General features: G+C 66.6%; 19 protein-coding genes. 14 read left to right on the top strand and 5 right to left on the bottom strand.

Annotation, left to right across the window (positions count from 1 at the left end):
* Nucleotides 1-6 precede the first annotated feature (6 nt).
* The 9 genes from TRAD_RS01365 to TRAD_RS01325 all read left to right on the top strand — a co-directional run bounded on the left by TRAD_RS01365 (nt 7) and on the right by TRAD_RS01325 (nt 8,454).
* Nucleotides 7-954: a serine/threonine-protein kinase gene (locus tag TRAD_RS01365; RefSeq protein WP_013176786.1), complete on the top strand. Its 948-nt coding sequence runs from the start codon at nt 7-9 to the stop codon at nt 952-954.
* 204 nt (nt 955-1,158) lie between these two features.
* Nucleotides 1,159-1,911, top strand: coding sequence for a Fe-S cluster assembly ATPase SufC (gene sufC, locus TRAD_RS01360; RefSeq protein WP_013176785.1), 753 nt, complete (start codon nt 1,159-1,161; stop codon nt 1,909-1,911).
* A gap of 45 nt (nt 1,912-1,956) precedes the next feature.
* Complete coding sequence (gene sufB / locus TRAD_RS01355) at nt 1,957-3,339, top strand: Fe-S cluster assembly protein SufB (protein WP_148221282.1); 1,383 nt, start codon at nt 1,957-1,959, stop codon at nt 3,337-3,339.
* 61 nt (nt 3,340-3,400) lie between these two features.
* Nucleotides 3,401-3,646 carry an addiction module protein gene (locus tag TRAD_RS01350; RefSeq protein WP_148221155.1) on the top strand — a complete coding sequence of 82 codons (246 nt, stop codon included), beginning with the start codon at nt 3,401-3,403 and terminating at the stop codon, nt 3,644-3,646.
* Nucleotides 3,627-3,932: a type II toxin-antitoxin system RelE/ParE family toxin gene (locus TRAD_RS01345; RefSeq protein ID WP_013176782.1), complete on the top strand. Its 306-nt coding sequence runs from the start codon at nt 3,627-3,629 to the stop codon at nt 3,930-3,932. Before TRAD_RS01350 ends, TRAD_RS01345 begins: the two co-directional genes overlap by 20 nt.
* 93 nt (nt 3,933-4,025) lie before the next feature.
* Nucleotides 4,026-5,339 carry a Fe-S cluster assembly protein SufD gene (sufD, locus tag TRAD_RS01340; protein ID WP_013176781.1) on the top strand — a complete coding sequence of 438 codons (1,314 nt, stop codon included), beginning with the start codon at nt 4,026-4,028 and terminating at the stop codon, nt 5,337-5,339.
* Between the two features lie 69 nt (nt 5,340-5,408).
* Nucleotides 5,409-5,726 carry a Rieske (2Fe-2S) protein gene (locus TRAD_RS01335; protein WP_013176780.1) on the top strand — a complete coding sequence of 106 codons (318 nt, stop codon included), beginning with the start codon at nt 5,409-5,411 and terminating at the stop codon, nt 5,724-5,726.
* A 166-nt stretch (nt 5,727-5,892) separates the two neighbouring features.
* Entirely contained in the window at nt 5,893-7,038 is a 1,146-nt protein-coding gene (locus TRAD_RS14940) for an S-layer homology domain-containing protein (protein ID WP_013176779.1), read from the top strand.
* Nucleotides 7,039-7,335: 297 nt separating this feature from the next.
* Nucleotides 7,336-8,454 carry a hypothetical protein gene (locus TRAD_RS01325; RefSeq protein ID WP_013176778.1) on the top strand — a complete coding sequence of 373 codons (1,119 nt, stop codon included), beginning with the start codon at nt 7,336-7,338 and terminating at the stop codon, nt 8,452-8,454.
* A gap of 15 nt (nt 8,455-8,469) precedes the next feature.
* Here TRAD_RS01325 and ispF read toward each other — a convergent pair whose 3' ends face one another.
* A complete protein-coding gene (gene ispF / locus TRAD_RS01320) occupies nt 8,470-8,940 on the bottom strand; it encodes a 2-C-methyl-D-erythritol 2,4-cyclodiphosphate synthase (protein ID WP_013176777.1) in 471 nt (156 codons plus the stop codon).
* A gap of 88 nt (nt 8,941-9,028) precedes the next feature.
* Here ispF and TRAD_RS01315 point away from each other — a divergent pair, with 88 nt between their 5' ends.
* Nucleotides 9,029-9,532: a YcxB family protein gene (locus TRAD_RS01315; protein ID WP_013176776.1), complete on the top strand. Its 504-nt coding sequence runs from the start codon at nt 9,029-9,031 to the stop codon at nt 9,530-9,532.
* Nucleotides 9,533-9,835: 303 nt separating this feature from the next.
* Here TRAD_RS01315 and TRAD_RS01310 read toward each other — a convergent pair whose 3' ends face one another.
* The 3 genes from TRAD_RS01310 to TRAD_RS01300 all read right to left on the bottom strand — a co-directional run bounded on the left by TRAD_RS01310 (nt 9,836) and on the right by TRAD_RS01300 (nt 13,836).
* Nucleotides 9,836-11,503, bottom strand: a complete 1,668-nt coding sequence (locus TRAD_RS01310; protein ID WP_013176775.1) for a sodium:solute symporter family protein — start codon at nt 11,501-11,503, stop codon at nt 9,836-9,838.
* A gap of 3 nt (nt 11,504-11,506) precedes the next feature.
* Nucleotides 11,507-11,857 (bottom strand): DUF4212 domain-containing protein, encoded by a 351-nt coding sequence (locus tag TRAD_RS15560; RefSeq protein ID WP_083770894.1) that lies wholly within the window; start codon nt 11,855-11,857, stop codon nt 11,507-11,509.
* 89 nt (nt 11,858-11,946) lie between these two features.
* Nucleotides 11,947-13,836: an acetate--CoA ligase gene (locus tag TRAD_RS01300; RefSeq protein ID WP_013176773.1), complete on the bottom strand. Its 1,890-nt coding sequence runs from the start codon at nt 13,834-13,836 to the stop codon at nt 11,947-11,949.
* Nucleotides 13,837-14,281: 445 nt separating this feature from the next.
* Between TRAD_RS01300 and acs the strand changes: the two genes are divergently transcribed.
* From acs to TRAD_RS01285, 3 genes are all read left to right on the top strand, one after another.
* On the top strand, nt 14,282-16,231 hold the full coding sequence (acs, locus tag TRAD_RS01295; protein WP_013176772.1) for an acetate--CoA ligase: 1,950 nt from the start codon (nt 14,282-14,284) through the stop codon (nt 16,229-16,231).
* A gap of 63 nt (nt 16,232-16,294) precedes the next feature.
* Entirely contained in the window at nt 16,295-16,888 is a 594-nt protein-coding gene (locus TRAD_RS15555) for an MltR family transcriptional regulator (protein ID WP_013176771.1), read from the top strand.
* A gap of 266 nt (nt 16,889-17,154) precedes the next feature.
* Nucleotides 17,155-17,811: an MOSC domain-containing protein gene (locus TRAD_RS01285; RefSeq protein ID WP_013176770.1), complete on the top strand. Its 657-nt coding sequence runs from the start codon at nt 17,155-17,157 to the stop codon at nt 17,809-17,811.
* Here TRAD_RS01285 and TRAD_RS01280 read toward each other — a convergent pair.
* Nucleotides 17,808-18,686 carry a DMT family transporter gene (locus TRAD_RS01280; protein ID WP_013176769.1) on the bottom strand — a complete coding sequence of 293 codons (879 nt, stop codon included), beginning with the start codon at nt 18,684-18,686 and terminating at the stop codon, nt 17,808-17,810. The genes TRAD_RS01285 and TRAD_RS01280 overlap by 4 nt on opposite strands.
* A gap of 358 nt (nt 18,687-19,044) precedes the next feature.
* On the opposite strand from TRAD_RS01280, the gene TRAD_RS16675 reads away from it, so the two are divergent.
* A complete protein-coding gene (locus tag TRAD_RS16675) occupies nt 19,045-21,588 on the top strand; it encodes a S8 family serine peptidase (RefSeq protein ID WP_013176768.1) in 2,544 nt (847 codons plus the stop codon).
* Nucleotides 21,589-21,593 lie beyond the last annotated feature (5 nt).

The raw sequence follows: 21,593 nt of genomic DNA, 5'->3' as shown, positions 1-21,593 counted from the left end.
CCCCGCGTGTCCGCCCCCCCCGATCACCCGCTGGGTTACCGCTTGCGCCGCCTTGTGGGTTCGGGCCGCACCGCGCACGTCTACGAGGCCGAAAGCCCCCTTTACGGGACGGTCGCGCTCAAGCTGCCACGCGACGAGCTCGAGCGCGACCCGGTGCTGCGGCGGATGTTCGAAAACGAGGTGCAGATGACCCTGGCGCTCTCGCACCCGCGCATCGTCGCGGCCTTGGCGGGGTACCCGACGGGGGCGGGGGCGCACTTGGCGCTCGAGTTCTGCGAGGGTAGCCTCGACGCCGCGCTCGGTGAGCCCCTGCCGCTCGCGAGCGCCTACCGGCTCGCTCTTGACGTCGCGCAGGGGCTCGCGCACAGCCACGAACGCGGCATCGTGCACCGCGACGTCAAACCCGCCAACGTCTTCGTCAAAGCGGGCCGCGCCAAGCTGGGCGACTTCGGTACGGGCTTTTTTATCGGCGACGCCTTTAGCGGCGAAGCGCAGCGCGCGCGCGTCGGCACCGCCTTCTACATGGCGCCGGAGACGTTTCGGGGGGCGAGCGCCAGCCCCAAGACCGACCTCTACAGCCTCGGCGTGCTCGCCTACGAGCTCATCGCCGGCAGACGCCCCTTTACGGGCGAGACGGCCGACGAGCTGATGCTGGCCCACACCTCCGGCGTCCCTTTGAGCCTCCGGCACCACCGCCCCGAGGTGAGCCCGGAGGTGAGCCGCGTCGTGGCGACCGCCATGGCCTACGACCCCGAAAAGCGCTACGAGAGCGTACGCGCCTTTGTCCTCGCCTTCGCCGCGGCCACCGGCCTCCCCCCCGACGACCCACCCCCCGCCCTCGGGCGCTCGAGCCGCCGGCCACACCTCCCGCTGCAACCGGGCGGCGCCGACGCCCCCCCCGAAGAGCCCCTCCCCAAAGGGCGCTTCGGTTGGCTCGGCCGCCGGCGCTCGTAGCTCTCACCCGCGGGTTGCGCCGCGCGGCGCGCCCCCGCCAGCGGCGTACCCCTCGCGACGTCCCCCCCAATCCTGAGTCGACTACTATGGATTGGTAGCTAGCTCACGCGCGCCCCCCAACCCCCTGTGTATACTTAAACTCGGAACGAGTCCTAAAAAGGACCACCCACCCGCTATTCCCACACGCCACCAAACGAGGTGAACATGAACGCACTTGAAATCCGCAACCTGCACGCCAGCATCGGCGGTGAACCGATCCTTCGGGGGGTCAACCTCATCGTGCCGCGCGGCGAGGTGCACGCGCTCATGGGCCCCAACGGCTCGGGCAAGTCCACCCTGTCCAAGGTCATCGCCGGCGACCCGACCTACGAGGTCACCGAAGGGGACGTGCTGGTCGACGGCGAGAGCATCTTGGAGCTCGAGCCCGACGAACGCGCCCGCAAGGGGCTCTACCTGGCGTTCCAGTACCCCGTCGAGGTGCCGGGCGTCTCGATGGCCAACTTTTTGCGCCTAGCGCTTAACGCCCGCCGCGCCGAGGGCGACGAAGTCGGCGTGATGGAGTTTTACAACAAGGTCCAGCGCGCCGTCAAAGAGCTCAACTGGGACGAAAACATCTTGGAGCGCTACCTCAACGAGGGCTTTTCGGGCGGTGAGAAAAAGCGCAGCGAGGTCCTGCAGATGCTCGTTTTGGAGCCCAAGTACGCGCTTCTCGACGAGACCGACTCCGGCCTCGACGTCGACGCCTTAAAGGTCGTCTCGCAAGGGGTGAACGCCGCGCGCGGCCCCGAGTTCGGCGCTCTGGTCATCACCCACTACCAGCGCCTGCTCAACTACATCGTGCCGGACAAGGTGCACGTGATGTACAAGGGTCAGATCATCCGTGAAGGCCCCAAAGAGCTCGCTGTCGAACTCGATCAGCGGGGTTACGACTGGATTCGCGAAGAGGTTGCGGCTTAGGGTCGCGGAAAGGACATTATGTCTGACGCTACTAGCTTGCAAGGGATGCAGCACGAGCGGCAGTACGAGTTTAGCCTGCCGGAGAACTACTTTTTCCGCTCCGAAAAGGGCCTCAACCGCCGCGTCATCGAGCAGATCTCCTACCACAAAAACGAACCTCAGTGGATGCTCGACTTTCGGCTCCGCGCGCTCGAGATCGCCGAGAAAAAGGGCCGGCCGAAGTGGGGCCCTGACCTAAGCGCGCTGAACTTCGATGACATCTACTTCTATATCCGCCCGCAAGACCGCAAGGGCACCAACTCGTGGGACGACGTCCCCGAAGAGGTGCGCGAGACCTATCGCCGCTTGGGCATCCCCGAAGCCGAGCAGAAGGCGCTCGCGGGGGTCGGCGCGCAGTACGAGTCCGAGATGGTCTACCACTCGCTGAAAGAGGAGTGGGAGAAAAAGGGCGTCATCTTCGTCGACACCGACACCGGGCTGCAGGAGTACCCCGAGCTCTTTAGGGAGTACTTCGCGACGGTCGTGCCGCCCGAAGACAACTACTTCGCGGCGGTCAACTCGGCGGTGTGGTCGGGTGGGTCGTTCGTCTACGTCCCGGCCGGCGTCGAGATCGAGGTGCCCTTGCAGGCGTACTTCTTGATCAACGCGCAGAGCATGGGGCAGTTCGAGCGGACCCTGATTATCGGCGAAGAGGGCTCGAAGTTCCACTACATCGAGGGCTGCACCGCGCCCACCTACAACTCCGACTCGTTCCACTCGGGCGTTATCGAGATCATCTGCAAAGAGGGCTCGCAGGTGCGCTACTCGACCATCCAGAACTGGTCGCACAACGTCTACAACCTCGTCACGCAGCGCGCGCTGGTCCACAAAGACGCCTCGATGGGGTGGCTAGACGGCAACCTGGGCTCCAAGGTCACCATGAAGTACCCCTCGTGCTACCTCCTCGAGGAGGGCGCCAAGGGCGAGGTCTTGTCGATCGCGTTTGCCGGTAAGGGGCAGCACCAAGACGCCGGCGCCAAGATGATCCACGCGGCGCCCTACACGAGCAGCAGCGTGGTCTCGAAGTCGATCTCCAAAGACGGCGGCCGCAGCTCGTACCGCGGTCTCGTCGAGATCCACGAAGGCGCCACGAACGCCCGCTCCAACGTCGAGTGCGACGCCCTGCTCTTAGACGAGCGCGCGAAAACGGACACCTACCCCTACATCGAGATCAACGAAAAAACCGCCCACGTCGGTCACGAGGCGACGGTCTCGAAGATGAACGACGAGCAGATCTTCTACCTGCAGTCGCGCGGGCTCGAGGAGGACGAGGCAGCGGCGTTGATCGTCCGTGGCTTTTTGGAGCCGGTCGCCAAAGAGCTGCCCCTGGAGTACGCGGTCGAGCTCAACCGGCTGATCGAGCTCGAGATGGAAGGTTCGGTCGGCTAGAGTTAGAGTTGCCCGGAGGGAGGGCGTCGGTACGGGTCGCCCCTCCCTCTTAGCCAGAACGGTGCCAGAGGGGGTCCCTTATACGATGAGCTTCGAGGACGTCAAAACTCAAGCTTTAACCCTTCCCCTTAAGGAGCGGGCCGCACTCGCCGAGGCGCTCCTCAAGACGCTCGCGGCGCCCTCTCAAGAGGAGCTCGCGGCACTTTGGGTCGAGGAAGCCGAGCGGCGCCTACGTCTCGTCGAGGAGGGCAACCTACCGGTCGTCATGGGCGAGGAAGCGCGCGGGCGTGTTCGAGACGTTCCGTGAGGCTTATACCGAAGCGGCGTTAGAAGAACTCCTTGAGATTGAAGCCTATCTAGAGGCGCAGAGTTCGGGGCTCGGAAAAACGTTTCGCAGCGAGTTTAGCGCCACGGTTGACCTACTCCTCGAGTTTCCCGAAGCGGCCCCGGTTGTCAGCCCGAGGGGTATCCGGCGCCGGTTGCTCCCTCGCTTTCCTTACGCCATCCTCTACGTTTTGACGAAAGACCTTCTACTCATTCTGGCTGTCGCGCACACGAGCCGAGCGCCCGACTACGGTAAGGACAGGTTCTAGGGGGCTGCGTGCTACGCACAACGCACCCACGACGGACCGATGCTGACGTGCAATGCGCGCCGCCAAACGCGAGACGCTTTGAAAGAGGACATCATGAGCCTAACTGACACACTCTCCCCCGAACTCGTCGAGGGGATCATCCAACAGCACGAGGAGCCCGCGTGGCTCGCTTCGGAGCGCCGCGCGGCGTGGCGCACCTTTGAGGCCCTCCCCTGGCCCACCAACCGCGACGAAGCGTGGCGCTACACCCAGCTGGAGCGCTTTTCGCTGGCGGGTTTGGAGCTCGTCACCGCGCCCCGCGACCGGGCCGTCTCGGAGCGCATCACGATGCGCATCACCGACTCCGACGCCGAGGGGGCGCTCGTCTACAAGGGCGGCGAGGCGATCTACCGCGACTCGAAGCTCAAAGAGGCGGGGGTCATCTTTACGGACCTGCGCACCGCCCTTAAAGAGCACGAGGCGCTTGTGAGAGCGCACCTCTACAGCGTCGTCAACGCCACGCAGTCGAAGTACGCGGCGCTGAGTGCCGCTCTATGGCAAAACGGCACCTTCTTGTTTGTCCCCAAAAACACCGAGGTCAAGCTGCCCTTGGGCGCCTTTCACACCGCCGACGCGGGCGGGCTCACGGCGCCGCGGACGCTTATCGTCCTAGAGCCCAACGCGCACGCCACCTTTATCGACGAGTACACCTCCGACGAGTTCGGCGAGCGGCTCTTCGCCTCGGGCTCGGTGGAGATTATCCTCCAAGACGGCGCCAAGCTGCGCTACGTCTCCCTGCAAAACTGGAGCCGCACGGTCGCGCACGTAAGCCGCATCCGGGCGCACCTCGAGCGCAACAGCCGTCTGGAGTCGCTGACCGTCTCCCTGGGCGCCGACGCCGCTCGCGCCGAGGTCGAGTGCGTGATGGCCGGCCCCGGCTCCGAGTCCGAGATGCTGGGGCTCTACTTCGCCGACAAAGGCCAGCACTTCAACCAGTACACCCTGCAGCACCACGCCGCCGATCACGCGCACTCCGACCTCCTCTTTAAGGGCGCGCTGCGCGACGCCTCCACCGCGGTCTACTCGGGGCTCATTCAGGTCGACGAGGGCGCCCAGAAGACCGACGCCTACCAGACCAACCGCAACCTGCTCCTAGACGCCGCGTCCGAGGCGGTCTCGATCCCGCAGCTCGAGATCGGCGCCAACGACGTGCGCTGCTCGCACGGTTCGACCGTCTCGCCGGTTCCCGAGGATCAGCGCTTTTACCTGATGAGCCGCGGTCTCCGCCCCGAGGTCGCCGAGCACGTGCTCGTCACGGGCTTTTTGCACGAGGTCACGAGCCGCGTGACGCTGCCCAAGGTCGCCGAGTACGTCGAGCGCGTCGTGCAGGCCAAGCTCGGCGTGCCAGGGGTCGACGAGAAGCTTTAGAGCGATGAGCATGAGCAATGAGTCGATAGCAAGCACTCATTGCTCGCTGCTCGGTACTCGTTGCTACCTATGACTGAGAACCTCATCGACGTCGGCGCCGCGAGCGACTTTCCGGACAACACCATGCACCCGCTCGAGCTCGCCGGGCGCAGCGTGCTCCTCGTGCATCAGGGCGGGCGCTTCTACGCGCTCGAAAACCGCTGCACCCACAAGGCTTATCCCCTGCACACGGGGGAGCTTTTGGAGGGCGCGGTCAAGTGCGAGTGGCACGGGGCGAAGTTCAACTTAGAGACCGGTAAGCCCACCCTCCCCGCCGTCAAAAAGGTGCGGCTTTACGACGTGCGCGTCCAGGACGGGCGCGTGTTGGTCGCCATCCAGGAGGCCTAGGGGTTTTCTGTAGGGCAGCCTAATGTTGACGGTCTCAGCTCTCTGCTAGCGTCATGTGCAGACCGACCGCGCAGGGGTCATGAGCGGGCGTAAAACCGCTTTCGGAACCCCCCGAAAGCGCGCGAGCAGAGGCCTCAACCCTTTTGCGCAACGAGAAGGAGACGCGATGAAAAAACTGGCTCTAGCCCTCGGAACGACCCTCGTCGTGGGTGGTGCGCTCGCCCAGACGTCGTTCCCCGACGTTCCCGAAGACAACTTCGCCGCCGAGGCGGTCGCCGAGCTCGTCGAACTCGGCATCCTCACCGGCTTTCCGGATGGCACCTTTCGCGGCAACGAAGCCTTCACCCGCTACCAGGCCGCCATCGTCATCAGCCGCCTTTTAGACGTGCTCGAGGAGAACGCGGCGGCCGCCAGCGCGCTGAGCGAAGAGGACCTGGCGACGCTGAATAACGCCGTGCAGGAGCTCTCGACTGGCCTCGACGAGCTGTTCGCGCGCGTCGAAGCGCTCGAGGCGGCCGCGCCGGACGCCGACGCCACCGCCCTCAGCGAGGAGGTCAGCGCCCTTGGTGAGCGCCTGGGTGCCCTCGAGGCGGCGGGCCCTGATACCGCCCTGGCCGAGCAGCTCGCGGCGCTCGAGGAGCGCGTCGCCGCGCTCGAGGCGGCCGGCGCCGAAGCCCCCGCGGTCGACGTCGCCGCGCTCCAGGAGCAGGTCACGGCGCTTAACGCGCAGGTCAACGACCTGCAGGCGCGCCTCGAGGCGGCGCCGGCCCCCGAAGCGGAGCTCGACGTGACGGAAGCGGCACCGGAGGAACCCGCGGTCGACCTCACCGCGCCGGTCGCTGCCCCCGCGGCGGTGACGGCTCCCGAGCGCGGCAAGTTCTTCCTCGGTTTGGGCTCCTTTTACGAAACCGACAGCGCCGACATCGGTTCGCGCTTCCGCCCCCGCGTCACGCTGGGCCTCGACGACCTCGTGGCGGGCTTCGGGCTCCGAGCGACCGCCGACTACGGCCGTCAGACGCTCATCGAAGCGGGTTCGCTCGCCTTCTCGGGTCACCTGACCTACACCCTCGGGGTGAGCGCCGTGAGCGCCTACCTCGGCGTCGGCGGCGGGTACCAGTTCCCCGACCTGCTCTTTGTCACCAACACCTTCGAGGGTCCCTTCGCGGGGGCGCTCCTCGGCGCGGAGTTCGGCACGGGTCCCGTCACCTTCTTCGTCGAAGGGACCGCCGACTACTACCTCGACGGCGCGCCGGCCGAGGGTTACAACCAGCTCTACCCGACGATCGCCGCCGGGTTGAACCTCCGCCCGTAAGCTACCTCGGGCGTCCTCGAGCACCCCTCCGGGGGTGCTTTTTTTGTGCCTTTGGTACCTTTGGTACCGCGGTCGGGGCCGCGAGCTTTGTGCCGGGCGCACACCGTGCACTGCACCCTAGCCGAGACGCCGCCACCGCTTTACCCTGCACTAGGGAAGGAGCGTCGCGCTCGCGGTGTGAACCTCGAGCACCGAACTCCGCGCCGCAGGAGCGCACGCTTTCATCACGGGCAGCAGCATCTCAAGCGGTTGGTGCGCCGGGCTCCGAGCTTCGGCCCACCGACTATAGGAGGCGACGTGAGTTACGCCAGAGCGCGACTCTACCTCGGCATCAGCTGCGTCGGCATGTGGACCGTGCTGTCGCTTTTTCTGCTGGGTTTCAGGGTGCCCGAACGGGTGTTTTCGGTCTCCACCCTCCCCTCGTGGAGCGACCTCACCCAGCTCGTCGGCGCCACCTTCGTCTACGCCTTTCTCCAGGGCGCTTTCGACCTCTTCGGGGGCTACGTCTTGCCCAAAGAGTACGGCCGCAGCGATGAGGCGCTCAGCACCTTTATGCTGCGGTGGTTCCGGGGGGCCGCGCTGCACGGCGCGCTGCTCGTGCTCTTCGGCCTCGCGCTCCTTAACGCCAGCCGCCTAGGTGGGTTCGCCCTCGCGCTCGCCCTCTTCTTGGCGCTCAGCGCGCTCCTCGTCTGGGGGCAGGTGCCCCTGGCCAAACTCGTCGGTGGGCTCAGCGCGGCGCCGCACAGAGCGCCGCAAGGGGCGCTCGTGCTGCGCGCGCCTCAACGCCACTTTACCGGCGGCGTCGCCGGGCCCCCGCGGCGCTCGCGCGTGGTGCTGCCCGAAGCGTGGGGGCGCGACCCCGGGGGCGCCGCCTACGACGCCCTCGTGCGGCGCAAGGAGGCGCTGCTGGCGCGCGGCGCCTACGCCCGGGGGCTGCTGCTCGCGCTCGGCTGGAACACCGTCGGCTTCGCCCTCGCGTACGCCGCCGCGGGCGGGGCTGCGCACGTCGCGGGGCTCGTTTCCCTGAGCCTCTGGTCGACGCTCTGGGCGTTCATCGGCTTGCTGCTGCTACCGACCCCCTCGCGCGTCGGCGTCTTCGCGGCCGACCGCTACGCGCTCGAGGCGGGCGTCGACCGGGCCGCGCTCGCGAGCGCCCTCGTGCGCCTCGAGCGCGACCAAGACGACGAACCGAGCCGTCCCAAGGGCGTCGAGACGATTTTTCACCCGATCCCCGCCACCCAGCGGCGCCTGGCGGCGTTGGCCGCGAGCGGGCCCGCGCCCGCCGAGCATTGGGCCCCCTGGCACCCCGCGCGGCTCGCCCTCTTCCTCGCCTGGGCGAACCTCAGCCTGCTCTCGCGGGCGGTGCACTGCAACATCGGGCGGCCCGAGGTGTGGGTGTTTTTGCCGAGCGACTAGCCCCGCGCCGGGACGCTACGTAGCGGCGACCAGCACCGTCGCGCGCGCCTGCACGTGGTCGGGCGCCAACCCCTCGCTCGTTTTAAACCCCACCCCGACGCGGTCTTCGGGGAGCCCTAGAAGCGCCGCGACGCGCCCGGTGATCGCCGCGCGGTGCGGGCCCAGCTTCGGCGCGTCGAGCGTGACGGTGAGCGCGGCGTTGACGAGCTCCCCCCCCCGCGCGCGCACCTCGGCGAGCGCGCGCCGCACGATCTCGCGGCTGTCCAGGTCGCTAAACGCCGGGTCCGAAGGGGGGAAAAAGTCGCCGATGTCGCCCAAGGCGAAGCTCGAGAGCAGCGCGTCGGCGAGCGCGTGCAGCAGCGCGTCGCCATCCGAGTGGGCGACCGCCCCCCGCGGGCTCGGAAGCTCGACGCCCCCCAATACGAGGGGCCGCCCCGGGGCCAAACGGTGGGCGTCCTCACCGAAGCCGATCCTCAACGTGACCATACGCCAGTCTACGCGACGTCACCACCCTGCGCCCCTCATACCGCCCGCGCACGTCTGAAAGGTCGCGAGCGCGCGGTAAACTCTCCTTATGCCCGCTGCTCACCCGCACGCGGTGGGGCGCGCCGTGCGCGTCCGCCTCACCCGCGACGACGTGATGTACTACACCTGGGTGCAGGCGCTCGCCCGCCCCGTGCTCCCCTTTCTCCTCTACAGCTTCGTGCTGCTGACGTTCGCCAGCATCCTAGGGCTCTGGCCCGCCGGACGCGCCTTCGCCCTCGCCGCCCTCGTCCCCTTGCTCGGTTACCTGCTGTGGGTGTGGCTCGTAGGGCGCGGGCTCTGGAGCAAGTACCCGCAGCTGCGCGCGCCGCGCACCTACCGCTTTGACGAGGCGGGTTACACCATCCAGACGCCCGAAAACACCGTGAAGGTGCGCTACGACGAGCTGTCGCGTTTGGTGAGCTCGAGGCGCGCGCTCTACTTGGTCCGCCGCGACGGCAGCGCCGACATCCTGCCGCGCAGCGCCCTACCCGAGGGGCTCGAGGGGTGGTTGCAAGCAAAGGTGCCGGAGACGGAACGCTCGAGCTTTCTCTAGGCGGCGAGCGTGCGGCTAGCTGGTAGACCGCCGCTGTTTCCAGGGCATCGGTAGCCAGGAGTTACGGCACCAGGAGATGCCGGTCTCACCCGCAGGGTAGCGGGATGTCACCCGCTCATGCTTTAAAGCTAGCAGTTGCCTCAACGCTTCGACGCTCTGGCCGGTCGTTGCGCCCTGCCGTGAGCGTGGGCGCGCGAGACGCGTTGGGGAAGTTCGGCAGGTCGCCCAAGAAAGGTTAGACAAAGCGAGCGGATCCCTCCAGAACCCGCTCGCTACGGGCGCAGCTACAGCTAGCAGCTACAGCTAGTCGTGCGCGTGCGCCGCCCCCGCGCCGCGCGGGTAGCGGATGTTTTCGACGAACTCCTGCAGCTCCACGGGCGGCGGCGCGGTCATCCGCGAGACGATGTAGGTGACCAGGAACGATAGCGCCATCCCCACCGGGCCGATACCCTGCGCCGTGATCCCGAAGAGAAAGGGCTCCATACCCAAAATCCGCGGCGCGGTCAGGATGATGTAGGTCGCGGTAAAGATGATGCCGACGAGCATCCCCGCGATCGCCCCCTGCTTGTTCGTGCGTTTGTCGAAGATGCCCAGCACGATCGCCGGGAAAAAGCTCGCGGCGGCGAGCCCGAAGGCGAACGCGACCACCTCCCCGACGAAGCCCGGCGGGTTGATCCCGAGGTACCCCGCGACCAGGATGCCGAGCAACACCGAGATGCGCGCCACGATGAGCTCGTTGGCCTCCGACGCGTTGGGGTTGATAAAGCGCTTGTAGATGTCGTGCGAAAACGACGAGCCGATGACCAACAGCAGCCCCGAAGCGGTCGAGAGCGCCGCCGCCAGGCCACCTGCGACGACGATGCCGATGACCCACCCCGGCAACCCGGCGATCTCGGGGTTGGCGAGCACGATGATGTCGGGGTTGATGGTGAGCTCGTTGTCGGGGCCGGCGGTGTAGGTCACGATGCCGTCGCCGTCGAGGTCGTTAAAGGTGAGCAGCCCGGTCGCTTCCCAGTTGCGCACCCACTCGGGAAGGTCGGCGTAGGGCTGCCCGGAGACCGTTTGGATCAGGTTGTAGCGGGCAAAAGCGGCCACGGCGGGCGCCGAGGTGTAGAGGATGGCGATAAAGAGGAGCGCAAAAAACCCCGTCCAGCGCGCGCCGCGCACGCTTTTGGAGGTGTAAAAGCGGATGATCACGTGCGGCAGCCCGGCGGTCCCGCACATGAGCGAGGCGGTGATCAAAAAGACGTTGAGGCCGCTTATGTTGGTAAAAGGCGAGGTGTACTCGCCGAAGCCGAGGTCGACCTCGATGCCGTCGAGCCGCGAGGCGATCTCACCGAACGCCAGCTGCGGCACCGGGTTGCCGGTGAGCGTGAGCGCGATGGCGACCGCCGGGATGGTGTAGGCGATGATCAAGACGAGGTACTGCGCGACCTGCGTGTAGGTGATCCCCTTCATCCCCCCCAGCACGGCGTACAGGGCGACGATGACCATCCCGACGATCACGCCGATGGCGAGGTCGACCTGCAAAAAGCGGCTGAAAGCGATGCCGACCCCGCTCATCTGCCCAGCGACGTAGACGAACGAGATGACGATCGCGCAGAGCGCTGCGACGACGCGCGCAGTCCCCGAGTAGTAGCGGTCGCCGATAAATTCGGGGACGGTGAACTTGCCGAATTTGCGCAGGTAGGGGGCGAGCAGCAAGGCGAGCAGGACGTAGCCGCCGGTCCACCCTAGGAGGTAGATGGCGCCGTCGAAGCCCAGGAACGAGATCAGCCCCGCCATCGAGATAAACGACGCCGCGCTCATCCAGTCGGCGGCGGTCGCCATGCCGTTAAAGACCGAGGGCACCCCCTGCCCGGCGACGTAAAAACCCGAGGTGGTCGACACGCGCGACCAGATGGCGATGCCGATGTACAGGCCAAAGGTCAGAACGATAAAGACGAGGGTCCAAAGCTGCACGTTGGTCATCGCCTACTCCCCCACATCGAACTCGTCGTCGAGACGGTTCATACGCACGGCGTAGATCAGGATCAGGAGGACAAAAACGTAGATCGCACCGTTTTGAGCGATCCAGAAGCCCAGCGGCGCGCCGAGAAAGGTGTAGGCGTTCAGCGCCGGGGCGAAGATAATCGCCAACACGTAGCCGGCGATGAACCAGATCGCCAGGAGCGTCAGCGTGAGACTGAGGTTGCGCCGCCAGTAGGCGTCGAGGGTCGCCTGATCGGCGCGCGGCGCCGGACCTTTGGAGGCGGGGCGAGAGGTTTTGGGCGAGCTTTCGGGGCGAACCACCACGCGGCTCGCGCGTCTTTTTTTATCGCTCATCTTCTTGCTGCTCACAACGTCTCCTTCGCTGCTCGTGCTCGGTGCTCGTCGTCGGGTGCTTGTCGTCGGGTGCTTGTCGGGCCGAGGGCTCAGGACTCGAGCGTCGAGGTGTCGCCCGGGTCCTGCCCGAGCGCCTGCGCCCTCAGCAGGCGGCGCATGATCTTGCCGCTTCTCGTTTTGGGTAGGGTCTCTACAAGGTGAACCTCCGCGGGGGCGGCGATAGCGCCCAGTTCGTTCCGTACGTGCTCGGTGAGCGCCTCCGGGGAGGCCGTCTGGCCGCTGCGGAGCACCACGAAGGCGACGATGGCCTCCCCTTTGAGCTCGTCGGGGACGCCGATCACCGCCGCTTCGGCGACAGCCGGGTGCGACACCAGGGCCGACTCGACGTCGGCGGTGCCGATGCGGTGCCCCGCGACGCTCAAGACGTCGTCGGCGCGGCCCAAGACGCTAAAGCGGCCCGCCTCGTCGCACACGGCGACGTCGCCCGTGAGGTAGTAGCCGGGAAACTCGAGCCACGCCGCCTCGTAGCGCTCCGGAGCGCCGTGGATGGTGCGCAAAAGGTTAGGAAAGGGGCGCGTCAGCGCGAGCAGCCCCCCCTCGTTGGGCGGCAGCCGCTCGCCCGTCTCGCTCAAGACGGCCGCCTCGACCCCCAGGACGGGGCGTCCGACAAAACCGGGTCTGTACGCCTGCGTAGGGAAGGTCCCCAGGGTCGGCGCGCCCGTCTCGGTCTGCCACCAGTTGTCGCGGACCATCCCGTGGTCGCCCATGAGGTGCGTCTGCGCCCAGCGAAACGCTTCGGGGTTCAACGGTTCGCCGGCGACCGCCAGGAGCCGCAACGTGTCTAGGTGTCGGCCCCGCAAGGGCTCCTCGCCGTAGCGCATCCACATCCGCACGACCGTCGGGGCGGTGAGGATCGCCGTGACGCCGTAACGCTCGACGATCTCCCAAGCGGCGCCGGGGTGCGGGGTGTCGGGGGCGCCCTCGCGGAAGATCGTGGTGAGGCCGTTGACGAGCGGCGCGTAGGCGATGTACGAGTGGCCGACCGCCCAACCGATGTCGCTCATGTTCCAGAAGACATCGTCCTCGTCAAGGTCGTAGAAGGTGCGCAGCTGGTGCGCCGTGCCGACCATGTAGCCGCCGTGGACGTGCACCACGCCTTTGGGTTTGCCGGTGGTGCCCGAGGTGTAGAGGATGTAGAGCGGGTGCTCGGCGTCGACGACTTCGGCGTCGCAGTGCGGCGGCTCCTCCAACAGGCGTTCCCAGGGCACCTCGAGCCCCTCTAGGGGCGCCTCACCCTGCGCCGCCTCGCGCGCTTCGCGCCGAAAGACCACCACGTGCTCGACGAACTCGAGCGGCCGAACGGCGCTCCGCGCGATGGTGAGCAGGTCCACGCGTTTGCCCCGCCGGTAGCCCACATCGCCGGTGATCACGACCTTGGCCTGCGCGTCCTCGATGCGCGCCCTTAGGGCGCCCGCGGCGAACCCCGCGTAGACGACGCTGTGGACCGCGCCGATGCGGGCGCAGGCGAGCATGGCGATGACGCCCTCTAGGGTGAGCGGCATGTAGATGAGCACCCGGTCGCCCTTGACGACGCCCAAACGCCTCAAGCCGTTGGCGACGCGGCTCACCTGCGCGAGCAGCATCCCGTAGGTGAGCGCCCGCTCACGGCCGTCCTCGCCCAGCCACAAGTAGGCGAGCTTGTTCTTCTTCCCCGCCGCGACGTGCCGGTCGAGGGCGTTCAGGGTGATGTTGGTCGTTGCCCCCACGAACCAGCGGTGGTGGACGCCGTCCCACTCGAGCACCCGCTGCCAAGGCGTCACCCAGGAGAACGCCTCGGCGACCTCGGCCCAGTAGCCTTCGGGGTCCCCTAACGAGCGGCGGTACTGCGCCTCGTAGTCTTGCAGCGTGGCGCGCTCGCGCACCGCTCGAGGTGGCGCTACCTCGTCTTGGTGCGCTGCGAGCGTTTCGAGCTTCGCCATTCTCACCCGACCCCTTCTTTGCATCCCTCCGTCGGCTCCACCGAGAGAGGGGAGGTGCGTTGTGCTCCCCAAGGTGTGGCGTGTGTCAGTTGTTACATTTACACACTGTCTTGCTTCTTGAGAGAAGCTTAACGTGATGCTTTGCCGACGTCAAGCAACTTTTTGCAGCTTTTGGGGTGTAAAACCGGTCGTGTTACACACCCTCGTGCATAGCCTTGCAGGGTCGCCGATCGCGCCCGCGCCTGTTAGGATAGGCGCACGCAAGCTGCACCGGGGCGACGGAAGCTAGTAGCGCGACGCGTAACGGATGGGGCGCTGTCTGGCACCACCCGTCACGTGGCCCTTACCGACGCCACCGGCTGCCGACGACGCTGCGTGAGCGCAAGCACCTGCCGGTTCCGGCTGCCGGATCGGCGCGAAGCGTACGCGGCGGGAAAGGGGACGTATGGCAAGCATCGAATCGGTCATGCAGGAGGGGCGCCGCTTTCGCCCGCCCGAATCGTTTAGAGCGCGCGCTAAACTCAAAGACGCCGCCGACTACGAGCGCCTCTACCGCCAGTCGCTCGACGATCCCGAAGGCTTCTGGGGGGCCGTGGCGAACGAGCTGCACTGGTTTAAACCCTGGGAGCGGGTGCTCGAGTGGGAAGAGCCGTTCGTCAAATGGTTCGTGGGCGGCCAGACGAACCTCTCGTACAACTGCCTCGACCTGCAGGTCGAGAGGGGCCGCGGCGACAAAAAGGCCATCTTGTGGGAAGGCGAGCCGGGCGACACGCGCACCTACACCTACCGCGAGCTCTTGGCCGAGGTCTCCAAACTCGCAAACACCCTCAAAGGGCTCGGCGTCGGCAAGGGCGACAAGGTCGCCATCTACCTGCCCATGATCCCGCAGGCGGTCATCGCCATGCTCGCCTGCGCCCGCATCGGCGCGGTCCACAGCGTCGTCTTCGGCGGGTTTTCGTCGGCGGCGCTCGCCGACCGGGTCAACGACGCGCGGGCCAAAGTCATCATCACCGCCGACGGGGGCTACCGGCGCGGGAGCGTCTTCGCCCTCAAACCGCTCGTCGATGAAGCTTTGGAGCGCTGCGAGAGCGTCGAGCACGTCATCGTCGTGCGGCGCGGCGAGAACGACGTGCAGATGCAGCCGGGGCGCGACCGGTGGTACCACGAGCTGATCGAGAGCGCCTCTGACGTGTGCCCCGCCGAACCTATGGACGCCGAGGACCCGCTCTTTATCCTCTACACCTCGGGTTCGACCGGCAAACCCAAGGGGGTGCTGCACACCACCGGCGGCTACCAGACCTACACCTACCTGACGGTCAAATACATCTTCGACCTCCGTGACGACGACCTCTACTGGTGCCCGGCCGACGTCGGTTGGATCACCGGGCACTCGTACATCGTCTACGGGCCGCTCTTAAACGGCGTGACGCAGCTGATGTACGAGGGGGTTCCCACCCACCCCGCCCCCGACCGCCACTGGGAGATGGTCGCGCGCTACGGCGTCACCATCTACTACTACGCGCCCACGGCCATCCGCGCCTTTATGAAAGCGGGCGAAGAGTACCCCAAAAAGCACGATCTCTCGTCGCTCCGGCTTTTGGGCACAGTCGGCGAACCCATCAACCCCGAGGCGTGGATGTGGTACCACCGCGTCATCGGCGGGGAGCGCTGCCCCATCGTCGACACCTGGTGGCAGACCGAGACGGGCGGCATCATGATCACCACGCTGCCCGGGGTCCACGACACCAAACCCGGTTCGGCCGGCAAACCCTTTTTCGGCGTCGACGCGGCCGTGATGGACCTAGAGGGCAACGAGCAGGAGGCGGGGAGCGGCGGCTACTTGGTCATCAAACGCCCTTGGCCGAGCATGCTCCGCACCGTCTACGGCGACGACGACCGCTACCGCGCGCAGTACTGGAGCGAGATCCCGCACGTTTACTTCGCGGGCGACGGCGCGCGGCGCGACGACGAGGGGTACTTCTGGATCATGGGACGCGTCGACGACGTGGTCAACGTCTCCGGCCACCGCCTCGGCACCGCCGAGATCGAGTCGGCCCTGGTCTCCCACCCGGCTGTCGCCGAGGCCGCCGTGGTCGGCCGCCCCGACGAGGTCAAGGGGCAGGCCATCGTCGCTTTTGTCACCTTAGAGGGTAAGCGCGAGGGCTCGGAAGCGCTCTACCAGGAGCTGCGCGCGCACGTCACCAAAGAGATCGGCGCCATCGCCCGCCCGGATGACATCCGCTTCGCCGACGCGCTGCCCAAAACGCGCAGCGGCAAGATCATGCGGCGGCTTCTGCGCAACATCGCCGCGGGCGAGGAGGCCTCGGGCGACATCAGCACGCTTGAAGACAAGGGCGTGGTGGAGAAGCTGCTGCGGCCGGGGGTGAGTAGATAGAGTTCGAATAAACGAGGCGGGGCGAGCACTCCGTAAAAGTGCTCGCCGTCGTAATCTTTATGAATGTCGCAAGCGAAGTTGCCGGAATATGCTGCACAGGCAAAGAAAAGAGTCGATGCTTTCAGAGCCTCGCTTGAAGAAGAGTCTGACCGAGGGCTCGTCCTGGTAGGAGGCGCATTTCTGGAAGAAGAGCTTAAGGAACTACTCCGCGTATACTTCGCTTTGCAACGAAGATTGCTCAACCCTGCTTCACAATCGGCACAGGAACTTGAAAATACAGTCAAAAGTTTGTTCAGCTTTCAAGGAGGAGGTCCCCTCAGTACTTTCGCTGGAAAGTCAAACCTGGCTTATGCTTTAGGGCTACTCGAGAAATACGAGTTCCGCTCTCTTGGCAGCTTCAGTAAGCTCCGTAACAAGTTTGCTCACAACATCGAAAGTAATACTCTCCAAAGCCCACAGGTTGTTGATCTGGTCAAAAATTTTCTTGATTCTAAAAAGGTGGAGCGTGATGCGGTAGCTGACCGAGTAGCTAAACTGGCGTACCAGCTTATCGCGCGGACGGTCATCTTGAGCCAAGACGACTTACCCGCTGAAACAACACTGCAGCTTCTGGGTTTTGCTAGAGGAGACCCTTACGGCCTCAGCCAAAAAACCTAATGTGATGATGGTGGTGCGGATAGAGGTACATCCCTTCGCGACGCTGCTCGGGTGGGCGCGGGCGGGCGGGGTGATCCGAAAGATTAACCTGCTGGTGCGAACGGACAACGTCCGCGCGCGCCCTCTACCTGCGCAAAGGGTTCGTCGTCGAGGGCACTGTGCGCCGAGGGTTCTACGTGGATGACACGTTCCACGACCTCTACGCGATGGGCCTCGAGCTTTAGCGGGACCTTGGTTCGCCCAGCTCGAGCACTATACTTAGGGCCATGCAGCTTCTCAGCGTCAACGTTGGTCAGGCCAGGGCGATCGTGGCCAAGAGCGGGCGCTCGGGTATCTTCAAACGCGCTACTACAGAACGGGTGCGGGTGACCCGTGACGGCCTCCTGGGCGACACGATCTGCGACACCGAGAACCACGGGGGACCGGACCAAGCGGTCTACCTCTACGGCGCCCCGGACTACGCGTGGTGGTCCGAGCAGTTGGGGCGAACGCTGGCGCCCGGCACCTTCGGTGAAAACCTCACGGTGAGCGGCCTAGAAAGTGCCACGTTACAGGTAGGCGACCGGTTCAGGGTCGGGGAGGTGGTGCTCGAGGTGACCGCCCCGCGCATCCCGTGCGTCACCCTTGCGGTGCGGATGGGGGACCCGGCTTTCGTGAAGCGCTTCCGCCACGCCGAGCGCCCCGGCGTCTACTGCCGCGTGTTGCACGAGGGGGACGTGTGGGCGGGCGCCGAGGTGCGGCTCGAGCCCTACACGGGGGCTACCGTAGGGGTGCTCGAGCTGTTTCGCGACTTTTTTCGGCCGGAGCGCGACGAAAAGACGCTTCGCCGCCACCTCGCCGCGCCCATCGCCTCCCGCGACCGCGCGGCCAAAGAGGCGGCGTTAGCGGCGCTTCGGGAGCGCGGCGACCCGCACGCGCCTTAGTGCGGCGTCGGCGGCGCCGGCAGGGGCTCCTCGGCGCGCACCCTGAGTTCGCTGAGGAGCATCGCCGCGCCCACGAGCGCCGCCCCGACCCACCCCCAGAAGCCTAACGACTCGCCCAACAGCACGTAAGCGAACCCGGCGGCGAAGACGGGCTCGAGCACGAACACGAGCGCCGCGACGTGCGCTGCCACGACCCGCTGCGCGGCGATCTGCATCACGGCCACGAGCGCCGTGGCGACAGCGGCCAAGTACAGGACGGAAAACGCGGCCCCGGGGGTGATGCCCCGCAGGTCGCCCAGCTGCGGCCACGCCCACGCCCACGCAAGGGCCGCCATCGGCCAGAGCTGCGCGGCGCTTAGCGCAAGCGCGCCGTGCCGCTGCGCCGCCTCCCCCGTATAAATGATGTAGAGCGCGTACGCGAGCGCCGTACCGAGCACCCAGAAGTCGCCCGCGCTCACGCCGACAGGACCGGTGGAGGTCATCAGCCCCAAACCCGCGAGCGCCGTGAGGGCTGCTACGTACGCCCGCGCGGGCACCCGGAGGCGGAACCAGAGGGCGCTCAGCAGGGGCGTCAACACGACGCTAAACCCGGTGATAAAGGCCGCTTTGGAGGCGGTCGTCATCGTCATACCGACCGTCTGCGTCGCGAAGCCCAAAAACGAGAGCACGCCCAGAACGAGCCCCGCGCGCCACACGGCGCGCGGCAGCGGCACCCACACGAGCAAGAGCGCCGCCACCGAAAAGCGCAGCGCCAAGAGTAGCGCCGGCGACAGCGTCGCGAGGGTTTCCTTGACGATCACGAAGGTGCTGCCCCAGATGAGCGTGATCACGACGAGGAGGACGAGGCCGAGGCGAGGCGACAGCGGAGCGCTCATGAGGGCGACTATACCGGGCTAGGGGTTTTAGCGTATGCCCCACGGCGACGAGAGGGGTCCTCGAGCAACCCATACCCGCCGAACCCTGGCCTCTACGCTATATTCCGCTTCGCCGTGGCGTTATACCCACCGGTCCGGCGTACAACGTTTCACCTTTCTCAAGGCTAGGTTAAGCTTTCTCAAACGTAGATTTGGTGGGGGGTTACAGTCTGCACAAGGAAACGTCTCGCAGGACGAGACCGCTACGTGGCTTTTCTGCGGTGCGTTTGGGAGCGCGTACTCTGCCCCTTTGTGCCCAAACGCTTCGGTTGATTCCTGAGCGGCACCACCTGTCGGCCGCTACATCCGAAGGAGATCCGTGCGTAAAACTCTCGTCACGCTCGTCGTGGGCGTCTGCGTCGCGCTAAGCGCGTGCGCCAACGTGCAACGGGACACGCTAGAGAGCGTTGAACCCCAAGCTTCCGAAGTCCGTCCGACGAATCCGCTGCCGAAGCCGCCGAGCGGCATCATCGACGAAACCCCCCGCTACTGGTTCGTGCAGTTCGCCGGCCCCCCCACCGCGCGGGGCGGCAACGCCGCCACCTTGCGCCAGCAGCGCGCGGCTTTTCGCAGCGCCGCCGCGGGCGAGGGGATCAGCTACAGCGAGCGCTACAACTTCGAGCGCCTCTTTAACGGGCTCTCGGTGCGGGCCACGGCCTCTGAGCTCGGCAAACTCTCACGGCTGCCGAACGTGACCGCCGTGTACCCCGTGATCGACGTGCCGAGGCCCGAGCCGAGGGCGGTGAGCGAACCCGACATGCAGTTCGCGCTCGCGATGACGGGCGCCGACACCGCGCAAAACGAGCTGGGCCTCACCGGTCGGGGCGTCAAGGTCGGCGTCATCGACTCCGGCGTAGCGGTCAACCACCCCGAGTTTCGGGGCCGCATCGTCGCTGGGTACGACTTCGTCGGCGACGCCTTTAACGGCTCCAACACGCCCCAACCCGACCCCAACCCGGACGACTGCGGCGGTCACGGCACGCACGTCGCAGGGATTATCGGCGCGGCGGGTGAGCGGGTGCGGGGCGTCGCCCCCGAAGTGTCCTTGGGCGCCTACCGCGTCTTCGGTTGTGAGGGTTCGACCACGGCCGACATCATCATCTTGGCGCTCGAGCGCGCGCTCGCCGACGGCATGGACGTCGTCAACATGAGCCTCGGCGCCGCCTACCAGTGGCCGCAGTACCCCTCGGCGCAGGCGGCCGACAACCTCGTCGACGCGGGCGTCGTGGTGGTCGCCTCGATCGGCAACAGCGGCGCAACAGGTGTCTACTCGGCGGGCGCCCCCGGCGTCGGCCACAAGGTCATCGGGGTGGCGTCCTACGACAACGCCGCGGTCGAACTCAACCTGATGACGGTCGCGGGCCGCAGCATCGGCTACAGCCCCATGTCGGGCGCCGCCGCGCCGCCCACCTCGGGAAGTGCGGAGATCGTCTGGGTGGGCCGCGCCTGCAACGGTGACGCGCTCGCGAGCGACCCGAGCGGCAAGGTCGCGCTCATCGTCCGCGGCGACTGCACCTTCGCTGAAAAGGCCCTGAACGCCCAGAACGCGGGGGCGATCGCGGCCGTGGTGCACAACAACGTCGCCGGCAACTTCGCGGGTTCGGTCTCCGGCAACGTGACCATCCCCGTGGTGAGCATCTCTCAAGCCGACGGCCTCTTTATCCGCGAACGGGCGCCGACGACGCTTACGTGGGAAAACGCGCGCGGCGTCTTCCCGAACCCCACGGGGGGGCTCATCTCGTCGTTCTCGTCGTACGGCCTCGCCCCCGACCTGACGCTCAAACCCGACCTCGGTGCGCCGGGCGGTTCGATCACCTCGACCTACCCGCTTCACCTCGGCGGCTACGCCACCCTAAGCGGCACCTCGATGTCGGCGCCGCACGTCGCCGGGGCCGTCGCGCTCCTGCTGCAAGCGCGGCCGAACACCCGCGCGGCCGACGTGCGCGGTCTTCTGCAGAACACCGCGCAGCCCAAGCCGTGGGGCCTCAACCCCAACATCGGCTTTTTAGACGCCGTTCACCGCCAGGGGGCGGGGATGATCAACATCCCGGCGGCCATCCAGGGCGCGACCACCGTCAGCCCGTCCAAGCTCTCGCTCGGCGAAAGCCAAGGGGGCGCTTTTAGCACCACCCTGACGGTGCGCAACACCAGCAGCGCGACGATGAGCTACACGCTGCGCAACCGCGGCAACACGATCGCCACGGGGGGCAACACCTACACCCCGTCGTTCTTCGCCTCGTCGCCGAACGTCACCTTTAGCCAGAACACCCTCACCGTCCCAGCCGGCGGTAGCGCCACGGTCAACGTGACCATCACGCCCAACCCCGCGCTCCCCGACCTCAGCGTCTACGGCGGTTACCTCGAGCTCGTCACCGCCGACGGCGCGGTCGCCGCGAGCGTCCCCTACTCGGGCTTTAAGGGCGACTACCAGGCGATCCGCGTGCTCGAGCCCACCCGCTTCGGCTTCCCGTGGCTCGCCAAGCGGCAAGACGGCGCCTACGTCCACCAGCCGAGCAACACCACCTTCACCATGCAGGGCGACGACATCGCCTACGTGGTGGCGCACTTCGAGCACCAGTCGCGCGTGGTCAAGCTCGAGGTCGTCCCGCTGCGCCAAGTCGGCGGCGCGCGCGACCTCACCGTCTTCGAGAGTGAGTTTTTCGGCCGCAACAGCACCCCCGAGGGCATCTTCGCCTTCTCGTGGGACGGCTCGGCCAAGGTCAACGGCCGCCGCACCCCACTGCCGATGGGGGACTACCAGCTCAAGCTGACGGTGCAAAAAGCCCTGGGCGACCCCAACAACCCCAACCACTTCGAGACCTGGACAAGCCCGGTCATCACCATCTCGCGTTCGGGCCGCTAGCGCCC

This window comes from Truepera radiovictrix DSM 17093, assembly GCF_000092425.1.
In the GTDB taxonomy this organism is placed as follows: domain Bacteria; phylum Deinococcota; class Deinococci; order Deinococcales; family Trueperaceae; genus Truepera; species Truepera radiovictrix.
Note: the sequence above shows the minus strand (reverse complement) of the source record. Positions and strands in the feature narration are given on the sequence as shown.

Coding starts and splice junctions, on each gene's coding strand:
- sufC (WP_013176785.1), top strand. CDS start 1,159: ATGAACGCACTTGAAATCCGCAACCTGCACGCCAGCATCGGCGGTGAA.
- sufB (WP_148221282.1), top strand. CDS start 1,957: ATGCAGCACGAGCGGCAGTACGAGTTTAGCCTGCCGGAGAACTACTTT.
- sufD (WP_013176781.1), top strand. CDS start 4,026: ATGAGCCTAACTGACACACTCTCCCCCGAACTCGTCGAGGGGATCATC.
- TRAD_RS01335 (WP_013176780.1), top strand. CDS start 5,409: ATGACTGAGAACCTCATCGACGTCGGCGCCGCGAGCGACTTTCCGGAC.
- TRAD_RS14940 (WP_013176779.1), top strand. CDS start 5,893: ATGAAAAAACTGGCTCTAGCCCTCGGAACGACCCTCGTCGTGGGTGGT.
- ispF (WP_013176777.1), bottom strand. CDS start 8,940: ATGGTCACGTTGAGGATCGGCTTCGGTGAGGACGCCCACCGTTTGGCC.
- TRAD_RS01315 (WP_013176776.1), top strand. CDS start 9,029: ATGCCCGCTGCTCACCCGCACGCGGTGGGGCGCGCCGTGCGCGTCCGC.
- TRAD_RS01310 (WP_013176775.1), bottom strand. CDS start 11,503: ATGACCAACGTGCAGCTTTGGACCCTCGTCTTTATCGTTCTGACCTTT.
- TRAD_RS15560 (WP_083770894.1), bottom strand. CDS start 11,857: ATGAGCGATAAAAAAAGACGCGCGAGCCGCGTGGTGGTTCGCCCCGAA.
- TRAD_RS01300 (WP_013176773.1), bottom strand. CDS start 13,836: ATGGCGAAGCTCGAAACGCTCGCAGCGCACCAAGACGAGGTAGCGCCA.
- acs (WP_013176772.1), top strand. CDS start 14,282: ATGGCAAGCATCGAATCGGTCATGCAGGAGGGGCGCCGCTTTCGCCCG.
- TRAD_RS15555 (WP_013176771.1), top strand. CDS start 16,295: ATGTCGCAAGCGAAGTTGCCGGAATATGCTGCACAGGCAAAGAAAAGA.
- TRAD_RS01285 (WP_013176770.1), top strand. CDS start 17,155: ATGCAGCTTCTCAGCGTCAACGTTGGTCAGGCCAGGGCGATCGTGGCC.
- TRAD_RS01280 (WP_013176769.1), bottom strand. CDS start 18,686: ATGAGCGCTCCGCTGTCGCCTCGCCTCGGCCTCGTCCTCCTCGTCGTG.